The 19,742-nt window shown below is 28.5% G+C and carries 20 protein-coding genes; 1 reads left to right on the forward strand and 19 read right to left on the reverse strand.

Annotation, left to right across the window (positions count from 1 at the left end; all coding sequences use genetic code 11):
* Nucleotides 1-1,373: 1,373 nt before the first annotated feature.
* The 18 genes from GQ596_RS10410 to GQ596_RS10495 all read right to left on the reverse strand — a co-directional run bounded on the left by GQ596_RS10410 (nucleotide 1,374) and on the right by GQ596_RS10495 (nucleotide 18,155).
* Nucleotides 1,374-3,158, reverse strand: coding sequence for a hypothetical protein (locus GQ596_RS10410; RefSeq protein ID WP_160401664.1), 1,785 nt, complete (start codon nucleotides 3,156-3,158; stop codon nucleotides 1,374-1,376).
* Nucleotides 3,148-5,646, reverse strand: coding sequence for an ATP-binding protein (locus tag GQ596_RS10415; protein ID WP_160401665.1), 2,499 nt, complete (start codon nucleotides 5,644-5,646; stop codon nucleotides 3,148-3,150). The genes GQ596_RS10410 and GQ596_RS10415 overlap by 11 nt, the downstream gene beginning before the upstream one ends.
* 39 nt (nucleotides 5,647-5,685) lie before the next feature.
* Nucleotides 5,686-6,894: a modification methylase gene (locus tag GQ596_RS10420; RefSeq protein WP_160401666.1), complete on the reverse strand. Its 1,209-nt coding sequence runs from the start codon at nucleotides 6,892-6,894 to the stop codon at nucleotides 5,686-5,688.
* An 18-nt stretch (nucleotides 6,895-6,912) separates the two neighbouring features.
* On the reverse strand, nucleotides 6,913-8,940 hold the full coding sequence (locus tag GQ596_RS10425; protein ID WP_160401667.1) for an ATP-binding protein: 2,028 nt from the start codon (nucleotides 8,938-8,940) through the stop codon (nucleotides 6,913-6,915).
* Nucleotides 8,941-9,397: 457 nt separating this feature from the next.
* A complete protein-coding gene (locus tag GQ596_RS10430; protein WP_160401668.1) occupies nucleotides 9,398-10,075 on the reverse strand; it encodes an antirestriction protein ArdA in 678 nt (225 codons plus the stop codon).
* A 72-nt stretch (nucleotides 10,076-10,147) separates the two neighbouring features.
* Complete coding sequence (locus GQ596_RS10435; RefSeq protein ID WP_160401669.1) at nucleotides 10,148-11,395, reverse strand: integrase arm-type DNA-binding domain-containing protein; 1,248 nt, start codon at nucleotides 11,393-11,395, stop codon at nucleotides 10,148-10,150.
* 85 nt (nucleotides 11,396-11,480) lie between these two features.
* Nucleotides 11,481-11,690, reverse strand: coding sequence for an AlpA family transcriptional regulator (locus tag GQ596_RS10440; protein WP_160401670.1), 210 nt, complete (start codon nucleotides 11,688-11,690; stop codon nucleotides 11,481-11,483).
* A 215-nt stretch (nucleotides 11,691-11,905) separates the two neighbouring features.
* Nucleotides 11,906-12,451, reverse strand: coding sequence for a hypothetical protein (locus GQ596_RS10445; RefSeq protein WP_075524130.1), 546 nt, complete (start codon nucleotides 12,449-12,451; stop codon nucleotides 11,906-11,908).
* Nucleotides 12,452-12,512: 61 nt separating this feature from the next.
* A complete protein-coding gene (locus tag GQ596_RS10450) occupies nucleotides 12,513-13,139 on the reverse strand; it encodes a hypothetical protein (protein WP_160401671.1) in 627 nt (208 codons plus the stop codon).
* A gap of 57 nt (nucleotides 13,140-13,196) precedes the next feature.
* The gene (locus GQ596_RS10455) at nucleotides 13,197-13,496 is read right to left on the reverse strand and encodes a hypothetical protein (RefSeq protein ID WP_065610211.1); all 300 of its coding nucleotides are present in this window, start codon (nucleotides 13,494-13,496) and stop codon (nucleotides 13,197-13,199) included.
* Between the two features lie 9 nt (nucleotides 13,497-13,505).
* Nucleotides 13,506-13,655 carry a hypothetical protein gene (locus GQ596_RS10460; protein ID WP_160401672.1) on the reverse strand — a complete coding sequence of 50 codons (150 nt, stop codon included), beginning with the start codon at nucleotides 13,653-13,655 and terminating at the stop codon, nucleotides 13,506-13,508.
* Nucleotides 13,656-13,677: 22 nt separating this feature from the next.
* The gene (locus GQ596_RS10465) at nucleotides 13,678-14,895 is read right to left on the reverse strand and encodes a hypothetical protein (protein ID WP_160401673.1); all 1,218 of its coding nucleotides are present in this window, start codon (nucleotides 14,893-14,895) and stop codon (nucleotides 13,678-13,680) included.
* A gap of 126 nt (nucleotides 14,896-15,021) precedes the next feature.
* Nucleotides 15,022-15,474 (reverse strand): RadC family protein, encoded by a 453-nt coding sequence (locus tag GQ596_RS10470; RefSeq protein ID WP_202112965.1) that lies wholly within the window; start codon nucleotides 15,472-15,474, stop codon nucleotides 15,022-15,024.
* Nucleotides 15,475-15,591: 117 nt separating this feature from the next.
* A complete protein-coding gene (locus GQ596_RS10475; RefSeq protein ID WP_160401675.1) occupies nucleotides 15,592-16,182 on the reverse strand; it encodes an EcsC family protein in 591 nt (196 codons plus the stop codon).
* 347 nt (nucleotides 16,183-16,529) lie between these two features.
* Complete coding sequence (locus GQ596_RS10480; RefSeq protein WP_160401676.1) at nucleotides 16,530-16,715, reverse strand: hypothetical protein; 186 nt, start codon at nucleotides 16,713-16,715, stop codon at nucleotides 16,530-16,532.
* Nucleotides 16,708-16,875, reverse strand: coding sequence for a hypothetical protein (locus tag GQ596_RS10485; protein WP_160401677.1), 168 nt, complete (start codon nucleotides 16,873-16,875; stop codon nucleotides 16,708-16,710). The genes GQ596_RS10480 and GQ596_RS10485 overlap by 8 nt, the downstream gene beginning before the upstream one ends.
* 83 nt (nucleotides 16,876-16,958) lie before the next feature.
* Nucleotides 16,959-17,282, reverse strand: a complete 324-nt coding sequence (locus GQ596_RS10490; RefSeq protein ID WP_143426343.1) for a hypothetical protein — start codon at nucleotides 17,280-17,282, stop codon at nucleotides 16,959-16,961.
* Nucleotides 17,283-17,555: 273 nt separating this feature from the next.
* A complete protein-coding gene (locus GQ596_RS10495) occupies nucleotides 17,556-18,155 on the reverse strand; it encodes an inovirus-type Gp2 protein (protein ID WP_160401678.1) in 600 nt (199 codons plus the stop codon).
* 252 nt (nucleotides 18,156-18,407) lie between these two features.
* On the opposite strand from GQ596_RS10495, the gene GQ596_RS10500 reads away from it, so the two are divergent.
* Nucleotides 18,408-19,511, forward strand: coding sequence for a hypothetical protein (locus tag GQ596_RS10500; protein WP_160401679.1), 1,104 nt, complete (start codon nucleotides 18,408-18,410; stop codon nucleotides 19,509-19,511).
* A 12-nt stretch (nucleotides 19,512-19,523) separates the two neighbouring features.
* Here the strand turns inward: GQ596_RS10500 and GQ596_RS11130 are convergent.
* Nucleotides 19,524-19,742: hypothetical protein (locus tag GQ596_RS11130; protein WP_237398406.1), on the reverse strand; the 219-nt coding region annotated here is incomplete at its 5' end.

The following is a 19,742-nucleotide window of genomic DNA, read 5'->3' on the forward strand; positions in this document are numbered from 1 at the left end:
TTATTTGAAAAGGCTTTAGACATAAAAAAACCTGCTAGAAGCAGGTCTTAGAATTTGGTGATTGGTGCCCGGACGCGGAATCGAAGATACAGTTTAAAGTATTGGTATTATTGGGTTGGAGGAATTGAAGTTGGGGAATGTATCCGAAGTTGTATCCAAAAAATAATTTGTAATATACTAAACATCCAAATTATAATATATGAGCTTTAAAATTGAATAAATAATATTAAATTTGCTCTATTCTTTAATAGGGAATGTTAATAAAATAGGTGAATTTTTGTCATTTATGCCCTCGATAACTTAAATCATAAAAATTGGTTAAAAATTAGCGCAAAATTTAAAAAAATCTAATATTTTCGTTCAATACCGCCGTTTTGAGAAGGGCTATCAATTTTAATGTAATCTATGGTTATTCCATTTGATTTTGATTAACTTATGAATCTGTTTGTGATAAATTCTGTTTCATTATTAACTCATATTTTTAATAGATAACCTTGGTATTGGGCTAGTCTAACTAGCAAGTAATTTTACCAACGAAAAACTGACTTTTATATCACTGCTTCACGATTAAAATCATCAATGACATCAAAAGTTCTAAATCGATGGTGGCCTTGAGAACTATCACTCATAAAATATAAATCAATATTATCCCTGATGATATGGTATTGATGATAGTTTAGGATAATTCTGAGGTAATCGTTTGTTACGTTTAACGTAAATTTTGAGCTTTTATTGTCGATAAAAGCTATGAATCCGTTTATGATTATTCGCCTATTTCTGTTTTCTGATTTGATGAAAATATTGGGGAGCGCCCTAATGTAAATACTTATCCATTATTGACTTAAGTAATGAAATACTCATAGAGTCATCTGACGATTTAGGTTGATGGCAGTAAGCTCAACGACTTAAATTCACAATATTACAATGCATTTTAATTGTTACACTGTATTGTGATAGTAGTAAGAGTACCCAACTCTGACGAATTGACATCATTACTATATTTTTTATAATTTGTTTCTGAAGCAGATATGTTAAGCTAAATTCGGTATATATTTATTGGGGTTTACGACTTTCAGCTTCCAACTCCTAACTCCCAACTGTTTTAATCACTTAATCCCAGATGATTGCATACAGCCATATTTATCTCATCATTTATAAAAGGTAGGCATTGACATATCTCATTTATAACGACAAGTTCTTTTACTGTAATGTTTTAAGAGATAATTACAATTAAATAATTCTATTTTAAAAATAAAATTAAGTTTTTCATCATAAAAAATTTAAATATTTTCTATATGAAATAATGGATAATATTTCACAAAATAATAAATTTACGATATTTTTCGACATTTAAAAATATGCAACTATATTATTTAATCAGTTGCAGTAAAATCGTGTTCAAATGCTTTTCTTGAACGATATAGAAAATATTTATTTAGAACATATTCAGCGAAAGGATCTTCCAATTTCCGAACTCTTTTTATATTAGACTTCCATTTATTTTCTTTTTCTGAATAAGTTAGTATGAAATTTTGATCCTCATTCGGTTTGCCAATAATTTTTGGGATTTCTATTTTTAGCTCGGTTGGTATTGGTTGAGGGTCTGTATTTGAGAGATTGCGAAGTAAAACTTCAAATCTTTTTCCTTGTCCTCCTATATCAAGAATTCTTGGTTTTGAACTCTGACTAGAAAAAGTAGCTTCTCCTTGTTCATTAAAAGTACATAAATCAAGTACATTTATATTAACATAGAAAGAAAGATTAAATTCTACATACCATTGACTATTATCTTTTGCATGCTCACTAAAGGCATAGCAGATACCTGATCTTAATTTATCAGCTAATTTATCAATAATATTGTTGTTATCTTTTTTAGAAATAGGGGCTAAAATAGCAATATCCGTTTTTCTTTTTCCATTTCGTCTAATCGCGATTTCACAAGGTTGAGCAATTAATATATATTCACTTTCACCAATTTTAAAAATATCACCATTTGATATAGGCATATGAATTTTATTAATAATATCTTCATTTGTCCATACCTCCTGTCTTCTCATAGCTATAAATTCAGCATAAGATTTAGATTCAGAACTAGTCGTACTAATGTTACCTTCTAATGATTCTCTAATATTACGTAATTTTATAATATCTTCTATTATATTTGGAGTCGTAGATATTAATTCCGACAAAACTTTTCTCTGATGTAGATGATATATTCTATCTAATAATTCTAATTCAGATACACCTTCCTTATTTGTCGAGCCAAAAATAACATCCTCTAATTCATGAATATTTGAATTAATTAAAAGATCTGTAATATCATTAATATTTTTATTTAAATTATTTTTCAGGCTATAAGCCATTTTAGTTAATGTGCGTCTCACTAAAAGAGTTTTTAAAGCGGGGATAAGATTCGTTTTCACCTTTTCTGGCTGTGCAAATTTTGACTTTGAAAGTACTTGAACACAATATGATGGTAGATTCGGAATTAAGCCTTTTAGATCGGAATAAGTATCTTTTCTAATCTTTTCTACTTCCTCCTCATTATCTTGACATTTGTGGGTAAATAGAATGCAAATCGGAAAATTAGAATTAATTGCATCTTTTTGCTGTGTCTCTTCTATACTTTTTCGCAGTATCTCTTCTATAATCATGATTCCATCATTTTTAGTGCCACCTTCATTGTCAAATTCTTTATCAATTAGAAAAAGTTTATTTTGATTTTTACTCATCAGTTCATATTTCCTTTCTTTCCAATCAAATAAAGATATTTTTTCTACCTTAAAAAAACTATTTAATGTGTCTACAATATTTTGTATAGCGGATACAGTAAGTTCTTCTTCAGAAAATTTACTTTCCAATTGTTTTAATATCAAATCCAAATTAGTACCATTTGAATGTAATTTATCTTTGATATTTTTTAATATAGGCCCTTTATTGTTGTTATACTGTTTTAAATCCAATCCCAAGATAGCCTCAAGCTCATCAATGTCTTGAGCATTAGCATCTAAAATACTCTCGATTTGGTCAACTATATTATCAATATTTATATCTTTTTCCTTTTCGTTAATTGAAGTTTGAGAAAAGTTATCGTCAATCCAAATGATTTCTTCAATACCAATTGCTTTAGATAATAAGTTTGTTACTTTAGTTTCCATCCGAGATAGCCCCAGTCATATCAATTTCAAATTTATATTTTCGGTTTCTTGAATTAAGTTCATTTAACAAACGAATATTACAGCCTCTTTGATTCAATATTTTATTTGTTATAAATAACCCTAATCCTTGGCCATTAACTTTATCTGTCGTAAACATTTCAAATAATACTTGATCCATTCCCTCTCTTATTCCAGGACCTGTGTCCCAAAGAATAAAACCTGTCGGAGTATATTGAATAAAAATCTTCTTTTGATCATTATTATTAATTTTATAGAAATGATTTAGCCAATACTCACTATTTCTAACAAGGTTATCAATGATCTGAGTAAACTTGCCTTTATTAAATTTAATATTTATTGATAATTGTTCATCCAATAAAATAAATTTAATTTCTTCCGATTTAAACCGCTCTTCCCTTAACTCAATATAGTTTTGTGCAACGGATAGAATATTAAGGTCATCCATCTTCTCTCTTCTCGAACGAAGCATTGGATTGATTAATGTTACATCTTTAGCTATAACCTGAGTTGTTCTAATAATGGTATTGATTTGGGAATATATATTTATATTTTGTATGTTTAAAGATTGTAATGACTTTTTAATCTCATTAGCATTTAAGGTAATATCATCTAACTGAGGGTTTATTTCATGTGCTAAATTTTGCGCTGCTAATCCAATCGCTGTAAAATCATAAAAATCATCAATTTGTTTTTCAAACTGCTCTAGCCTATAAATAATTTTATCAGCCGATATTTCATGAGATACAAGAGTATTTAAAAAACCATCATATTCAGAATTGAATGCGAGGTACTTTTCATTCACTAGATTTACTTGATTTTTTAGTATTTGAATTACTTCACGCGCTTTATCATCAAGAAATAAGTCATTTAATGCTGAATCTATACTTTTTTTTGCATTTTCGATAACTACAACTGTTTCTTTAGAGGATTGGTATACTTTTTCTTTTTTACTTTTAGCATTAGACGTTAAATTTTTTATTTCTAGAATGGCATCTTCGGCATTGAATGTTTCTGGTCTATTATTTTCTAATAAATTTTTATTTTCAGTAAAAGTGATACTTGCTCTACGGGATCTATTAAGAAATTGATTAGAAAATGCAATCATTTTTTTTGCAATAGACATAAACCCGTTATATGCTTCATTTTCTACAAAACCTTGTCGATCTGATTTTTCCTTAAGGCTTTCACCTTCATAAGCAGGAAAGGAAAAATAACCAATAGTATTTTCTGGGCGTAATGAGTAAAATCCTTCACCAGATGTTTTATCTTTAGCCAACCCAAGCCAATCATCTTCTGATTTACCAACTCTGAACTGTCCTTTATATACACCGATTCCTGTTAATGTCTTTACCAATTCAATATTTATATCTTCTAATCCAGATTCATTGGATAATATCCTAAATGCCTTATTTCCTAAAAAAATATAATTCCATTCAGCTACAAAATTACCTGGAGATTCATATGGAGTTTTATAGGCAGTGATGTCTTGCCAGTTATACTCTTGAGAAAACTCCATAAACCAATCAGTTTCTTTTTGGTTATTTAGTTTTTTTAATTTATATTCTTTTAAATTACTAACCTCATTTAGGAAATTATAAAATTCTTGTCCATTGTCTGACTTAATAAATTTATTGTATCTACTTTCCGATTGAGTTTTGGTTCCTAAATAATAGGGTAATTTAACTTTTCCTAAACAACATAAAATCCCATTTTTATATTCGAAGTTAAATTGAACTACTGCTATTTTTAAAACGTCTTCAGTTAATTTTGATAAATCAATATCGTTTTTATCTATATTTAAAAAGACATTAAAGTTTTCGTCTATTTTAAATGGTGATATGAGAGAAGATAACTTTGTTTGAAGCTCTCTCTTTGATTCAGTACTTTTCCATTTATCAAGATCCGTAAGTCCGATAATTTCTAATTTTGTTCCTCTGTTTCGAGCTTCATTTTGCGATAATTGAACCGGTATATTATCTAATGTAGTACCAGGGCGAAATTCATCCCAATTTAATTGAACAAATAAACTAGGAATATCTTTATCAGTAGATGTATTTAATCTTAAGACACTACCTAATTTCATTGAACTTAATCGACCTAAACCTTTATCACCTTGGTAACTTCTATGATGTTTTTTGGTTAGTTTATATTCTTTTTTTAACTTTTGTTTTTCAGAATAACTTATAGTTAGCCAACCTTTAGATATTTGTTGTTGAGTCATGCCAACGCCATCATCTTCAATTGTTATTCTACCTTTATAGGTAACGCCTGAAATTTCTTCTTGATAAGTTGTATCAATATTTACAACACACCAATCAGAATCAGCGTCATAGCTATTTTTTACTAATTCTAGTATTGCTTGCTCAGGGTCTGAAATCAGTTCCTCACCAAGTTGCCTAACAACATTAGCATCAATTTTTAATTTAAGTGGTTGCTGCTCTTTAAGATTATTTGAAAAAGTTTCCATATATATTACTTAATATTTAAATTATCATTATTAAAACGATTAGTTAATTCTCCGATGAATAATAACATATTCTTTATTCATTGAAAGAACCGATTTATTATTAACTTTAGAGGTCAACCTCGGAATTCTTTTATTAGGAATATCCCGATTACTTTTGTGAATATTTTTAAAGTTTTTATATTCTAAATATTCCTGTGTTATAGAAGTTAAATTAATATTTATACCATCGACTGTGCGATTACCCAGTGTTAAAACAATATATTTATTTGTCACTCGACATAACTCATCAAGAAATATGAAATAATCTTTAAAGAAACAGATAACTTTTTTTTGCTTAGAAGTGGAAATTTTTTCAAGATATGGTTTTATGAGAAGATTTCCTTTTTCATTATCAATAAGGCCTTTGTAGTTACCACCTAAGCTTCTTCGATCTATAGAAGAATAGTTGTCTAATTCCCATCCATCAAAAACGAGATCTTTTTTGTCAATCCAATGCAATGCTAAGGAAGAAAATTGCCCATATGGTACCGTTGTTGCGTTATCACCATAAGGTGGTGAAGAAATAGATAAATCAACAGTTTTTTCTTTGAATTTAGTTAACTGGTTTAGTACATCATTTTTGTATAATTTTATATTCGATGATGATATAGTAAATTTTGAAACATTATCTTCAACAGAACTTAGAAAATCATTAATTAAGGTATTTTTCATACGCTCGATAGCTTCTGTATCTTTAGAGTGTAATTTATATGTAGAACTGCGAGTATTACTGTATTTACGAATAAAAGTACTTAAGATAGACCAAAAATATAATCTATTTTTTTTACTTTTAATTAAAATAATGGATTGACGAACTTTCTTAATACTTTCAGTAATATCAGGTCGAAACCACTTATTCATATTTGGAAATGAAAAATCATCAGCTTCAACAGTATTTAAATTCCCCTTTAATTCTAATATATCTTTTGTTATATTTTTCGTGATACCTTGTAATTTTACTAGGGTAATTAAATGTGCTAAAGGATTTATATCACAACCAATAAGTTTAATATCAGGAGATAATTCTAAAGCTTCATAAAGGGCAGTCCCAGAACCGTGAAAAGGATCAAAAACAGAAGAAATTTGTTCTGTTTTTAATAATTCTTGAAGAATAATATTTTGCACTGGTGCAACCATAGTCGCTGGATAAAGAGCCAAACCATGTATATCATTTTTTTTATAATCTCGGAATGATATATCACCTATCATTTTAGTTCCCTTTATAGTTTATGGATTTGGTATTTTGCATTGTATAATAATATTATCTGTAACATTATATAATAAAGCATCGGAAAGAGTAGCAAATATACCTGCTTTCTTTGCTAAGTCTTTTACTTCCAAATCCGTTAAAAAAGCCGTTGATTTGTGAACACCTAAATGAGCTTTCTTTATTGCATTTAAAAATGCATTTTTATCTAATAAATTATTTAGGGTTGTATAATTTATTCCTGTGATTTTACTTATTTCGTGTTTTAAATTATCGTTAACACCAATAAACGAAATAATGTACGCAATACATGACTCTAATTTAAGTGTACCAGAATACGTTTTAAAAATAGTAGATTTGTTATTTTTTAAATAATCACAACATAACTCAAAGATACTCCTCAATGTGCAAGCAATAATTCCATTATAATAATCTCCTTTTTCTTTATGAAGTTTCTCGAGTTGTAATATCAAGTTTGACACATATGGTATATTGATTGAATAATCTTTTGTGGAAGGAAGATTAAATAAACTTTTTTTGTTTTTAGCCAAGATTTTAGCTTCTGGTAATTCAAATTTTAAAATTAATTTTTCGACTAATTTGCCGGTTATATAATCATTATAAATGTATGTAATTAATTTCTCACATGGTTGTTCTTGACTCTCTAAAATCGAGTTAATAATTTTATTATTATTAATTTCTATTTGTATGTCTTTAGATAAATCTATTTGTTTTCCTTCGCTATTAATTGCATATGTAATTTCCCTTAAAAGGTCTATTTGTTTAGAAGGAATATGTATTTTTTTTATTTTTTCTCGTAACTTTATTTGGGCTGGTTGAGGAAGAATTTTATTTTTCGAGTTATCGTTTGTTTCCAGTTTTTTTTCATAAGGAAAAGCGGATCCTGTTTTAATCTTTTGGTCATCTTCTTCTTTTAAAAAATGTCTAAGATTTGAACCTTCTTTTTGAATAATTTTATTTAATTCTTTTAATGTGTTTTCTATATTTAATGTTAATTGATTTTGAACAAACTGAGTTCTGTCTGAATTGAATTCTAATTGCGTATGGGAACTAATGATTTTAATATAGCCAATAAGTTGCGGTAAAGATTCTCCAGATTTCTTTTGTCTAAACAAGTTTGCATCAAATAAAGTATAATTATGAAATAAATTATTATTGATATAAATTAGCGGGGTTAATGCATCGTCATGTTCTCGATAATATAATTGTGAAATTTTTCTCTTACCATACGCTTGTAATGAATATGCCATCAATTCTACATCTAATTCATATTCTTCTGTATGTATAATATATGGAATTTCTTTAATTAAATCTCCACAATAAAAAAACTTAATTTTAGCTTTTGTAGATGAATAAGTAATATAAAAAAGCTGATCTTCATTGGCAATATTTATGAAATTAGAGTGTTTTTCACTTTCGTATAAACCATGATTTGTTTCCAAAGTTATTTTAAATTGTTCATCATAAAAAGCATTGATTATCTTTTTTATATTTTTTTCTTGTGAAAAATATTTTTCTAAAACATCAGTATAAAATCGCTCCAGTTCAATAAAAATAGTTGTACCAATTTCAGTAGATGGTTCTTCTTTTGTTATTAAACGATATGAGGCAACATTTTTTCGTGAAATTAAATCATCTTTATTAACTGAAAATATTATTTTTTTATTATTTTTATTTGTTATCCATGTGACATTAGAGCCAAATTTAAAAACAGATAGAAATCCTAATCCTTTAGAACCTTGGGTATATCTTTGCAAATTCTTTTCTTTATTCTTAATGAGCTTTCCGTACTTCTTTTCACTATTAGAAATATGAAATAATTTTCTAATATTTTTATCATCCATCCCCAAACCGTTATCTTTTATAATTAGTTTATTATTGATTGTATCTAGTTTGATGATTACTTCTGTTGCAAAGGCATCATATGCATTTTTAGTAAGCTCATTTAAAGCAACAATATGAGAAGGTATTTTATCCGATAGTTCACTTATCACATTACCACTAACTCTAACCCCAATTGAACTCATAACTGTTCCTCATCATTTTCTAGTAATATAAGTAATTTACTTACATAAAGATAATCTAAACAATATATAATAATTTAATAAAAAATAAAAAAATAGTTTATGGCTTATTCACGTCAATTTGACTATTAATTCCTCAAATATTGCTTTTTCTCGCGCCTTTTTCGATCATACTTTGGAGTAGAGAATGAGAGTATAAAGAAAATGCTAAAAATATAGAAACTTCTTAGCATTGTTGGAAATATTAAAAAGTATTAACCATTTCTATATAAAATTAAAAAAATTCACATAATTATGTATTATCTAAAAATAATCCTATTTTAAACTGGTATATTTTATTAATACCATTTAGAAACCATATGTTAAACATAACAAGACAAAAATAATGACAAAATCAAAAAAATATAATCATTAATAATTACCCCAATAAAGCTTTAAATAAGCTTTATTGGGGTATTAACTAATCATCAAAATCATTTGGTTCTGTCAAAACACAATACTCTTCAGGAATACTTTTACCATCGTAATCGGAACTAAAACTTTCGCCTGTATAATAGATGTAATTACCAGAATAAAATGTGCCATTTTGTTCGAGCGTAATATCATGACCGTAGCGTTCATAATCAAAGTAGTTACTTAAATTGCCTAGCTCTTTTAAACTATAACAGCCACTTTCTGCAATCCAATAAAAACCTAAATCATATTCATCAGAAATATTGGACAAGGATTGAAAGCAATCTAAGTTATCAGATAAATTAATTAAGTCAGTAATAGAATTAACATAGTCTCCAACATCAATAACTGCTTCATAAATTTCCATTTCATCATGACTTAATTCGTTAAGTTTACAGGCTAAAAAGTTTAATTCATCAAGATTACTATGTTCTGATATATAATTTGATACACCATAGACAGTTGATTCATAATCTGTTAAGAAATACTCATCATAGTTAATACCATCAATACCAATTCTTTGAAAGTATTGTTTTACTTGTTCAGGTGTTGTTGGTAAAGCAAGCCATTCGCCTACTAACTCACCTTCGTTATATTTTCCTAAATTGGTTACAAATACTGAGATCGTACCCGAACCCACCGCAGTGGATTCAGGGTATGACGATACATTCGGTAATGTTTGCATAAACATCTCCTTAAATTTTTAGATATTAAAATAATTGATTTTTGAAAAGAGAATTAAATAGTAGAGTGCTTTTTAAGCAGTTTTGAATTCATAAGGCATGACATATTCAGTTCGGATTGAATCTAAGTAATCAGCCCACCACTGAACCATTTTTGTTCGTTCAATAATGTGCTGTGCTTTATGAATATAAGCAGCCCTTACACCATTACGTTCTTGATGACTCATCTGGCGTTCCACAGCATCTCGTGACCAGAGATTAGATTCAACCAAAGCACTACAGGCCATTGTTCTAAACCCATGCCCACAAAGTTCTGTTTTGGTATCATAGCCAATAGAACGTAATGCTTTGTTTATTGTGTTTTCGCTCATTGGCTTTCTTGCTGAGTGATCCCCAATAAATACTAGTTCGTACATGCCACTAATTTCATGAATCTGTTTTAAGATTTCAATTGCTTGATCACTTAGTGGAATTAAATGAGGTGTTCTCATTTTGGAACCTCGTTGAGAATGAGGTACACCATCAATTTCCTCCCTTTCAGCTGGAATAGTCCAAATCTTTTTATCGAAATCAATTTCTGACCAACGAGCAAATCGTAGTTCACTAGAACGAATAAATATAAGTAGAGAAAGTTTAATTGCTAATTTGGTTAACTCTCGTCCTTTAAAATTATCAATGCGTTCTAAAAGTTCAGGTATTTGTTCGAGTTCAAGTGCAGGGCGATGATTCACTTTTACTTTACTCACTACCCCTTTTAAATCTTGAGCAGGGTTATAAGAAATATAACCATTTTGTACTGCATAGCGCATTATTGCTGAAGTACGTTGTTGTAATCGGCTAGCGACTTCAAAACGCCCCTGCTCTTCAACAGTTTTAATTGGAACAATTAACTGACGAGTAGTTAATGCTGAAATAGAATAAGCGCCAATTTTTGGGAATAAATACAATTCTAATGTTCGTAGTACTTTTGCTCTATGTGGCTCAGACCAAGTTTTATTATTGGTACACCATTTACGAGCAATTTGTTCAAAAGTAACTTGTATTTCATTTTCAAACTGTTTTGCTTTCTTTTCTACCTGCGGATCAATATTTCTAGCTAGTAATGATTTGGCTTCATCTCGTAGCCTTCTAGCTTCGCTTAATAAAACATTAGGATATTGGCCTATAGACATTAATTTTTCTTTAGCATTAAAATAATAGCGAAAGCGCCAATATTTAGAACCGTTGGAGTGAACAAGCAAAAATAAACCATCACCATCAGAAAGTTTATATTGTTTATCGTGTGGTTTGGCTGATTTTATTTTTAAATCAGTTAAGGACATAACGAAATTCCTCAATTATAGAAATTTAGACATAAAAAAAGCCACATATTTGACTATGTGGCTTTGGTTAATAGAAATTTAACTGTTAATTAGTTTTGGTATTTATCCATGCTTCAACCTCTTTCAGACGCCAACGCGAGGATCTTCCTAGTTTAATAGGGGGTGGAAATTTATTTTGTTTTATCAAGGCATAAAACCATTTATCTGTCATGCCTGTGAGTGTGGTGATATATTTCATATCAATTAGGTAATCTGGATGTATTTGTGCATCCAAAGGGGATAAGAATGTTGACATTGTTGTACCTCTATTGAGTGATGTGGTTAATTACATTCAATAGATAGGTAACAACAATATTTTTTTACTATTTAACAATAAGAATATCTATTAATGGTTTTAATTGATCTCCAAAATAGGAACACATTATCTATCAATAAATAATAGAATTGTAGTTATAATAAGTTTTTTCATGGTCACTTAGTCCTTATTTAAAAATTAGTTAAGATTATTGATTAATAGTCACTTATGAGTTTTTCATCTGGATATAAGTTAGGATCGGTAATAGTGAATTTTTCGTAAGATACTAAAATAGGTTGAAAACTAATTACATAGGCGGGTATGTTATTACTCTTAAAGTATTTTTTAGCGTCTTTAGTATAGTTGTAAACCATTTCACGTGTTTTACTGTAGTCAACTGATATATCAGTATCGCCTTCCACGTCAAATCTTCCTGTAATATTATTTGTTAAACCATCGATGACTTCAGACTCCCAAGCTTTAAGTGAGCCATCTTTTGATTTTTCTTCCCAAAACTTATCTTTTTGTTCTTTATTTAAAAAGCCATAACGTAATTCAAATATAACTGTAACAATATCAGCATTATTATAATAGTCACGTATCCCATTAAACTTAACAGGAACAAGTATAGTATCAACTCCATTTTTGATAACCGCTAAATGTCGATTTAATCTTTCTTGTTTAATATCATCGTTGTTTTGTGCATTTGCTATACTAATTGAAAATACAATAGATAAAAATAATACAATTAAATGCTTCATAGTTTTGTTTCCTACTGCTTTTTATTAAATTAATAGATATACTTTATTTAAAGTATTAAGATTAAAAAGGATTTTTATCGTATTGGTTTGCATCATCTACTCTAGATAACCCTGGTTCAGTATATTTATAAGTGATATATTCAACTTTTGTTGGTTGTAGACCAACAACGTAAAATGGAGCATCTTTAAACCATTTCCTAGCTTCTAAAGTTAAGGCAAATACATGATCACGACTTGAACGAATTGGAAGCCCATGAGTGTTTAACCAGCTATCAAGATCGTCTTCAATAATATCAATAAATGCATCTCGTCTATCAGTATTATCCATATCCCATAGTCGAACATCTTTTTCAGTTTTACCATCAATAAGAACATAGCTAAGATCGAACTCTAATCTAACAACTACTTTTTGAGGTTCACATAATCCTCCTTCCTTAACATCAATACATTGAACTTGGTCTAAAGTAATTTTTTTATGTTGTATTTCCTTTTTAAGTAATTCATTAAAAGTTTTTAAACGTTCAGGATAGACTGGAACATAATTATATTGTGGTATTGGTTCCATTTGACTTAATTGAGATTCATTTGTATGTATTTGACTATCTTGGTAAGGATTGTTATTTGCAAATGAGTGTCCAGCAAATAATAAAGATATAGCTATGAGTAAATTAGATGTTATTTTAGACATTTTGTTATTCCTTTCATCTTATGTAGATTCTAATCAGCTAAGTAATACTTTTGAAAATTAGTATTGGCATTTTGATTCTAAATTTTTTTCTGTTATTTTTGAAAAAATTTCTTGAACGTGTATAAGATCTTGTTGTGTAAATTTATTTGTTGCTTTATTAAATATTTCAATTTCTTTTTCGTTTAATTGAGAAACTGAATGCTCAGCAATACATTCACAATATTTAATTGAACGATTTGAATAATCGGTTGCAAGAATACAACCATCTTTCATATTTTTGATAGCATCTGATTTTGGATCAGAGCATCCTTGCAATAGCAAACAGGATAAAATGATTATTAGAATTATTTTTTTCATGTTATACCTTTAGAACAATCTGAATAACCACGAAATTCCTTTTGCTGATGCAACTCCAAGCATATAAGGAGTATTACCATTTGAAGGAAGGGTAAAGTAGTTATAAGTGGCAACTAAGAAAGCAATAACAAGATAAGCGAAAATAATTTTTTTAAACATTTTTCATTCCTTATTTTAAAAATTAATGATAATTAAATGTGTTAAATATTTGACTAACAAAATTTGAAATTTGATTAGTCAATTGATTAAATAGACTGCTAAATTCTGGATCAAGATTTGAAGACAAAGTAATAATGCTCTTTTCGATTTCAGTATCTGTATAATGTTCTCTAATGCTTGATAAATCAGAAAGTGATTTTTCTAGCAAATTAGTAAGAGTTAAACGGATAATAAATTTTAAAATAATTTCTTCTTCTCCATTGAGATCGTCATATGTTTGGATAATAGATAAAAGGTGTTGTGAGTATCGATTATTATTTATACTTGGCAATGATCTTATGCTTTCATTGGCTATTTGTTGACATAACCTTTCATCAACGCCTCGATATCGAATATTAAATATAATTAAAAAACAAGCAAAAGCTTGCATTTCAACGGTAGCAATATCATTTTTTAATTCTCTAACTTGTTTTTTTTCTATAATTTTATTTCTGAATTGTTTTACAAATGAAACAACAATATTTATAAATTCATTACAAATGTAAGTATGAGGGCTTTCTCTTTTGTCTAAAAAAAAGATTGTAGAAATTGAGCTGACTAATTTTATCTTACATAATAAATTATAAATTTCATCGGATGGAATATACTTGAATGCTACACCTTTATCTATTTGATTTAATGAATCTTTAGTGGCTTGCTCAATCTCATTAGATTCAACGGTAGAGTTTGTATGGCTTTTGTTATTTATAAATTGGCAGTTTTTATCGGAAAAAATTGTTGTTTGTGAGGTGTCTAGTGATTCTTCTTGTTTTTCATTTTGTTGTTCAATAAATAATTGTAATAGTAAACATAAACGGTAAATATCGGGTGCATTAGGCATTGATAAAGCGATTAACTTAGAACCATTAATAAATATATTAGATTTTTCTGAATGAATTTTTTTTATATCAGAAAAATTTATTCTAATAGGAGATTCAAAAGGTTCTTTAAAAATCATTTCATTATTTGTAATTAATACACCATCTTTAGCACCACCAAATACAGTATTATCAATTAATATATAAATTTCTTCAGGTCTTAATCCTTGACCATAACAAGATAGTGCATTTGATAACTTTGTATTCGGTATTGTTGGTGCTAAATAAATTTTTTCACTGCCATAAAAATTATTTTTAGTTAAAAACTCCAGCAAGGTATTTTTCATAATAAAAATACTCTCCATTATTAATTTTTTATTCAAGAATATTTCAATTTAGTTTTTTAATTTTCACTGATCGTTAAAGTAAAGTCATATCGTTTAAACAGATCAATAAGATCTTATTGATCGTTAGAAACGATCAATAAATATTAAATAAATTTTCAAAAATTACTCATTCACTTGTTCAGCAAAGGAAAAATATGATTGTTGACCAATCACAATGTGATCTAATACTCGGATACCAACGATATTTAATATTTCTGTTAGCTTTTGATTGATATTACGATCTGCATTACTGGGTTGCGATTCGCCTGATGGATGATTATGGGCAAAAATAACTGCTGCTGCATTATACTTAAGTGCTTGTTTAATTATTTCTCTAGGATGGATTTCCACAGAGTTAATTGTACCCATAAAAAGTGTTTCTACTTTAATTAACTGATGTTGATTATTTAGGTACATAGCAACAAAGTGTTCTCGTTCTTTTTGTGTTAATTTTATTCTAAGATAATCAATAACCTGTTTTGTTTTAGTGAACTGATTTTTTTCTATTTTCATCTGCTTTTCGAGCAACTTTAACGCTGTTGTCACAATGCGCTTTGTTGAATAGGAAGTTTTCATTTTTTCTCCTGTTAAGATTGAGCAAAGCATAATGTCCTTCATGTAAAAACTGAAATTAATGAGGTAAATTTATAAATAGGTGAATTTTTAAGTAATGGAATTATTAGTGTTATTCAACTAATAGCTTTGATTAAATTGTTTTTTAGCAAATTGACCAATGCGATAAGTAATAATGCGATCAACAACAGCTCCCATCACACCACCAAAAATCGGGATCACTTTAATTAACTTTAAGCTATGCTTTGCACTTATAATACTAATAAGCTGTTTAATGACAGATAGGCTTATTTTACGAATTACTTCATTTGGCTGTTTCATCAATGTAGCTAAACAAAACTGCTGTAATCTTAACTTGCTTGCCATCACACATAATGATAAGAAAATTAAGATTTTAATTCTTTCATCATACACATCATGACCTTGCAAGATAGCAATGGTTGTAACGAGCCTCATTTGAATAAACAAGACACTTAAGGCGTTTGTTGGCAAAGTTATAGGTAAACTTGCAATCCCGCCTAACCCTGTGATAAAACCTGTAGCTGTTGCTTTGTCTGTTTCATGTTTGATTAGTTTATCAAGATTATCTGAATGTAAAGGAAAATTGGCTTTATGTTGCTCGGCTAATGTATAAGCAGAGGAAAAACCATAACCACCAGTCAAACAAAGCTGATAGAGTTTATCAAGTAGTAAAGGTAATTTATCTGACATATCATGCTTCCTTATTTGTCGATTTAAATAAAGAATGAAAATGATTGTAAGAAGGCTCTAATAAATAAAATAAGGTGTTTTGTAATATTTGACGATTTAACATGGTACACTCCTTATAAAAATGTTAATTGAACGGACATATTGGTATGTTCAACTAATGATATCTATTTAAAATTATTTATAATAAGAGTGTTGAAACATATTGAGAAAATATGAAGCAAATCGGATAAATGAGTTTGCTTCATGAATAAGATTAGAGGAGGAGTTCAATATTTTGTGTCATTTAGGTAAACTGTGTAGCAAAAGAGGAAATGACACAGAATTATGAACAGGAGCCTCATTTATTACTAATACTTCTTGTTTTTTTCATAACGAGCTAAGCTTTTCTTAGCTTTTGCTTTTTGCTCATCTGTTGCTTTATCTGAATTTAAAATGGAGTTAGCAGAACTTACAATAACTGATGGAAGTACTTCTGTCACCGTAAAGTCTCCTACTTGGTAAAGTTTTTTACCCAACCATCTAACACTACTCATAATAGTCATCTTTATACTCCGAACATTCTGGACATGGAAATGTAAAATTAACATCTCCACCACATACAGGGCAATTTTCGGGATGGGGTTCACCGCCATATTCTAATGAACAAGGGATGACTCCTGTACCATTGCATTCGCCACAATCAGATCTAACCATTTTATCTCCTTAAATTATTATTGAATTAAAATACATCATTATTATTAGAAATATATTGTGCACTGTCATATCGTTTATAACGATCAATTAATTTGGTTGAGAGTATGCATGCTGTTAATATACAAAGCATGAAGAGGATCATGTTTCTTCCACGAAAGTTGTGCTAACTCAGATAAAGCATTCTTAGTTAGTTTTTTTTCAACATTAATACCATATCCATCAGTTTCATTCTTCCAAAGATTGGTAACGGAATTCATAATAACGTTATAATTTGCATATTGTTCTGAGCTAAAGTACAACATGGTTGGAAAATAAAAGCCGTATTGTTTATTAAAAGCCATTACCCAAACAATGCTAAGAATATGATTGGAAAGTAATGTTAAATCAGACAAGTTCAACATATCCATATACGCATCTATTCCATATTGCCTTTGATAGGCATCGTCATGATAGGCAAAATCCATTCTGACTGGATATAACTTCCCATAATTTGTAAGTAACGATCTATGATGAGCTCTTAGCTTATTTAGTATTAGGTCATAGTAGTTGTCCATTTTTTATTCCTTTATATGAATTGGATCTATATCAATTAGCCTGTTTTGTTGACTGATTTGTATAAACGTATTTTTTTAAGATTCATAGTGATTTTCCAAAATGAAGGAAATGTTTTTTTGGGGTTACTAAATAGGGGAAGAAATTAAAAATTTATTCAGACCAAGTGTTCTAGGTTTTCCTCGATGACTTGGAGGTGGGACTTCACTTAAAAATAGACAATCGCTATAACACTTTTTAAAAAATGATTTCTGTTCTGTTTTAGCTAAATAACTAAGCATATAACAAACAGAACGAAATGCTTCATCATCGTGATGATTTATCACCCTTAGCCCATTAATATGATAATTATTCCGCTGACAATCATATAAATAACCTTTAGTCAGTTCATACCATGCACGTTCCAGAGCAACGTAAATAGGATAGTATTTTTGCCTTTTTTGACCATTTACATAAAAAACAGAATGAAAATGGATATGTTCATTCTGATTAAATTCCATAACAACAGCATACCCTACAATATCAAGTTCAAGTTGCATAGCTTGATAGAGAAAGTACATTATTTCTTTTTTGGTTGTTTCAATATCAGTATTGAACTCATCATCCTTAGCATAATGAATGTCGATTCGAATCGGTAAAATTTTTGAGTATCTATCTTGTAGCTTATTTAGGTGTGCAATGAGTTGATCATTGAGTTGTTTATTAATAGTAAAATTTTTATTTTGCATTTAGTTGCCCTTATCAAATTAGAGTTATTTGATAAGGAGCAAGATTATTTTTTTACTGTTTTAGTAACTGATGGTTTACTCAGATAGGGTACTATTGACTTCTATATAATAATATTAATTAACCTTAATTCAGTATATATTCAATTTTTCGTTGTTAATACAAGTAAGTAAGTCTAAAATTTGCTTCAAAAATACTTCATTATATATTCATTTTTACTTCTTTTTTACTTCATTAATTTAGGTGGATAGAAAATGGAAAAAACAATTATAACTAGAGACCATGAAGGTAAATTAATTGTACATACGAAGAATTTTTACACTTGTTTTATTATTTATGATTATTTAATAAATAAAGTAAATGATTTTTATATTGTTCTTAATGGACAGAAAATAAAAAGCATGTTACCTATTAATTTTTGTAAATTAATTAATGAAAATCTCTATTTAAAGGTTATAAAGGAATCAGATGAAAAAAAAATAATATTATTTAAACAGTATATTGAGAATAAATTAAAAGAATTACAGCAATATTATGAAAAATATCATTTCAACAAAATTGATTTTTCATGGTTAAAAAATAATAAAAGGGCATGTATGGGCCTTTGGTATAAATTACGTACAATATGTCAAAATCCTATAATATTACCTGTATTTACTGATAATCCTACTAATCAAGATGGGGAATCGATCGATTGGTTACCTAAACATAAGAGGTATATTACACAGTACAGAAAGTATATTGATATTGTCATCTGCTATTTTTTTGAAAATCAAATCCAAAATCCAACCTCTCACAAAGAAAGGTTGGATTCTATTCAACTGATGTTTAATTATCTTGCATATCATGAGACAACTCGCATAAGAATAGGTACATTTTATAAATGTTATGCTTTCGATTTAACAAATATCAATCTAGAGTATTTCTATCCAAATGATTTAATTGAATGTTATAAAAAAGATTGGATAAAAATATATAATTCAAAAAATACTCTAAATTGGATAAATAAATCTAATGAGGAGCAATGTCGTTGGATATGGGCGTTTTTGCAAAAAGAGCACTCAATTACAATCCTTCAGCATAAAAAAAATTATAGACTTAATCAAAGTTTTTGTTTTAATTTTTTTGAATTTACTAATAATGAAGAACGCTATTTAGCTATTTTTACTGCTATATATACAGCTCCAAAAGATGGAATAACAGACAAATTACTCAAAACAATGAAAAAACTATGGTTGCAAAAAGAGAGAAGATCTTCAAATAGAGCAAAAAATAACAAAATTTTTAAAAAACAATGTAAGCGTATTACGAAAGATACAGCAGAAAACAATGAAAATGATTTAAATAAAATAGTATAGATTTAAACTTATCTAATAATAGTAATTAGGCAAGCAATTCTCTATAACCCTTGCAAACAAAGGCTTTAAAGCTATTTTATGGATGCACGCCATTATCGAACCAAATATATCCGGGTTTGTATCCGATTTTCCGCTTGATTTGGGGTAATTCCAGTTGAATTCGGTTGAGTAGTGAAACAAGCTGAAAGGCTTATTTGAAAAGGCTTTAGACATAAAAAAACCTGCTAGAAG

It is taken from the genome of Gilliamella sp. Pra-s60, from assembly GCF_009795755.1.
In the GTDB taxonomy this organism is placed as follows: Bacteria; Pseudomonadota; Gammaproteobacteria; order Enterobacterales; family Orbaceae; genus Gilliamella.

What these genes read in the sequence shown, in the direction of transcription:
- GQ596_RS10410 (WP_160401664.1), bottom strand. Translation starts at nt 3,158, where the DNA reads ATGGAAACTAAAGTAACAAACTTATTATCTAAAGCAATTGGTATTGAA.
- GQ596_RS10415 (WP_160401665.1), bottom strand. Translation starts at nt 5,646, where the DNA reads ATGGAAACTTTTTCAAATAATCTTAAAGAGCAGCAACCACTTAAATTA.
- GQ596_RS10420 (WP_160401666.1), bottom strand. Translation starts at nt 6,894, where the DNA reads ATGATAGGTGATATATCATTCCGAGATTATAAAAAAAATGATATACAT.
- GQ596_RS10425 (WP_160401667.1), bottom strand. Translation starts at nt 8,940, where the DNA reads ATGAGTTCAATTGGGGTTAGAGTTAGTGGTAATGTGATAAGTGAACTA.
- GQ596_RS10430 (WP_160401668.1), bottom strand. Translation starts at nt 10,075, where the DNA reads ATGCAAACATTACCGAATGTATCGTCATACCCTGAATCCACTGCGGTG.
- GQ596_RS10435 (WP_160401669.1), bottom strand. Translation starts at nt 11,395, where the DNA reads ATGTCCTTAACTGATTTAAAAATAAAATCAGCCAAACCACACGATAAA.
- GQ596_RS10440 (WP_160401670.1), bottom strand. Translation starts at nt 11,690, where the DNA reads ATGTCAACATTCTTATCCCCTTTGGATGCACAAATACATCCAGATTAC.
- GQ596_RS10445 (WP_075524130.1), bottom strand. Translation starts at nt 12,451, where the DNA reads ATGAAGCATTTAATTGTATTATTTTTATCTATTGTATTTTCAATTAGT.
- GQ596_RS10450 (WP_160401671.1), bottom strand. Translation starts at nt 13,139, where the DNA reads ATGTCTAAAATAACATCTAATTTACTCATAGCTATATCTTTATTATTT.
- GQ596_RS10455 (WP_065610211.1), bottom strand. Translation starts at nt 13,496, where the DNA reads ATGAAAAAAATAATTCTAATAATCATTTTATCCTGTTTGCTATTGCAA.
- GQ596_RS10460 (WP_160401672.1), bottom strand. Translation starts at nt 13,655, where the DNA reads ATGTTTAAAAAAATTATTTTCGCTTATCTTGTTATTGCTTTCTTAGTT.
- GQ596_RS10470 (WP_202112965.1), bottom strand. Translation starts at nt 15,474, where the DNA reads ATGAAAACTTCCTATTCAACAAAGCGCATTGTGACAACAGCGTTAAAG.
- GQ596_RS10475 (WP_160401675.1), bottom strand. Translation starts at nt 16,182, where the DNA reads ATGTCAGATAAATTACCTTTACTACTTGATAAACTCTATCAGCTTTGT.
- GQ596_RS10480 (WP_160401676.1), bottom strand. Translation starts at nt 16,715, where the DNA reads ATGAGTAGTGTTAGATGGTTGGGTAAAAAACTTTACCAAGTAGGAGAC.
- GQ596_RS10485 (WP_160401677.1), bottom strand. Translation starts at nt 16,875, where the DNA reads ATGGTTAGATCTGATTGTGGCGAATGCAATGGTACAGGAGTCATCCCT.
- GQ596_RS10490 (WP_143426343.1), bottom strand. Translation starts at nt 17,282, where the DNA reads ATGGATATGTTGAACTTGTCTGATTTAACATTACTTTCCAATCATATT.
- GQ596_RS10495 (WP_160401678.1), bottom strand. Translation starts at nt 18,155, where the DNA reads ATGCAAAATAAAAATTTTACTATTAATAAACAACTCAATGATCAACTC.
- GQ596_RS10500 (WP_160401679.1), top strand. Translation starts at nt 18,408, where the DNA reads ATGGAAAAAACAATTATAACTAGAGACCATGAAGGTAAATTAATTGTA.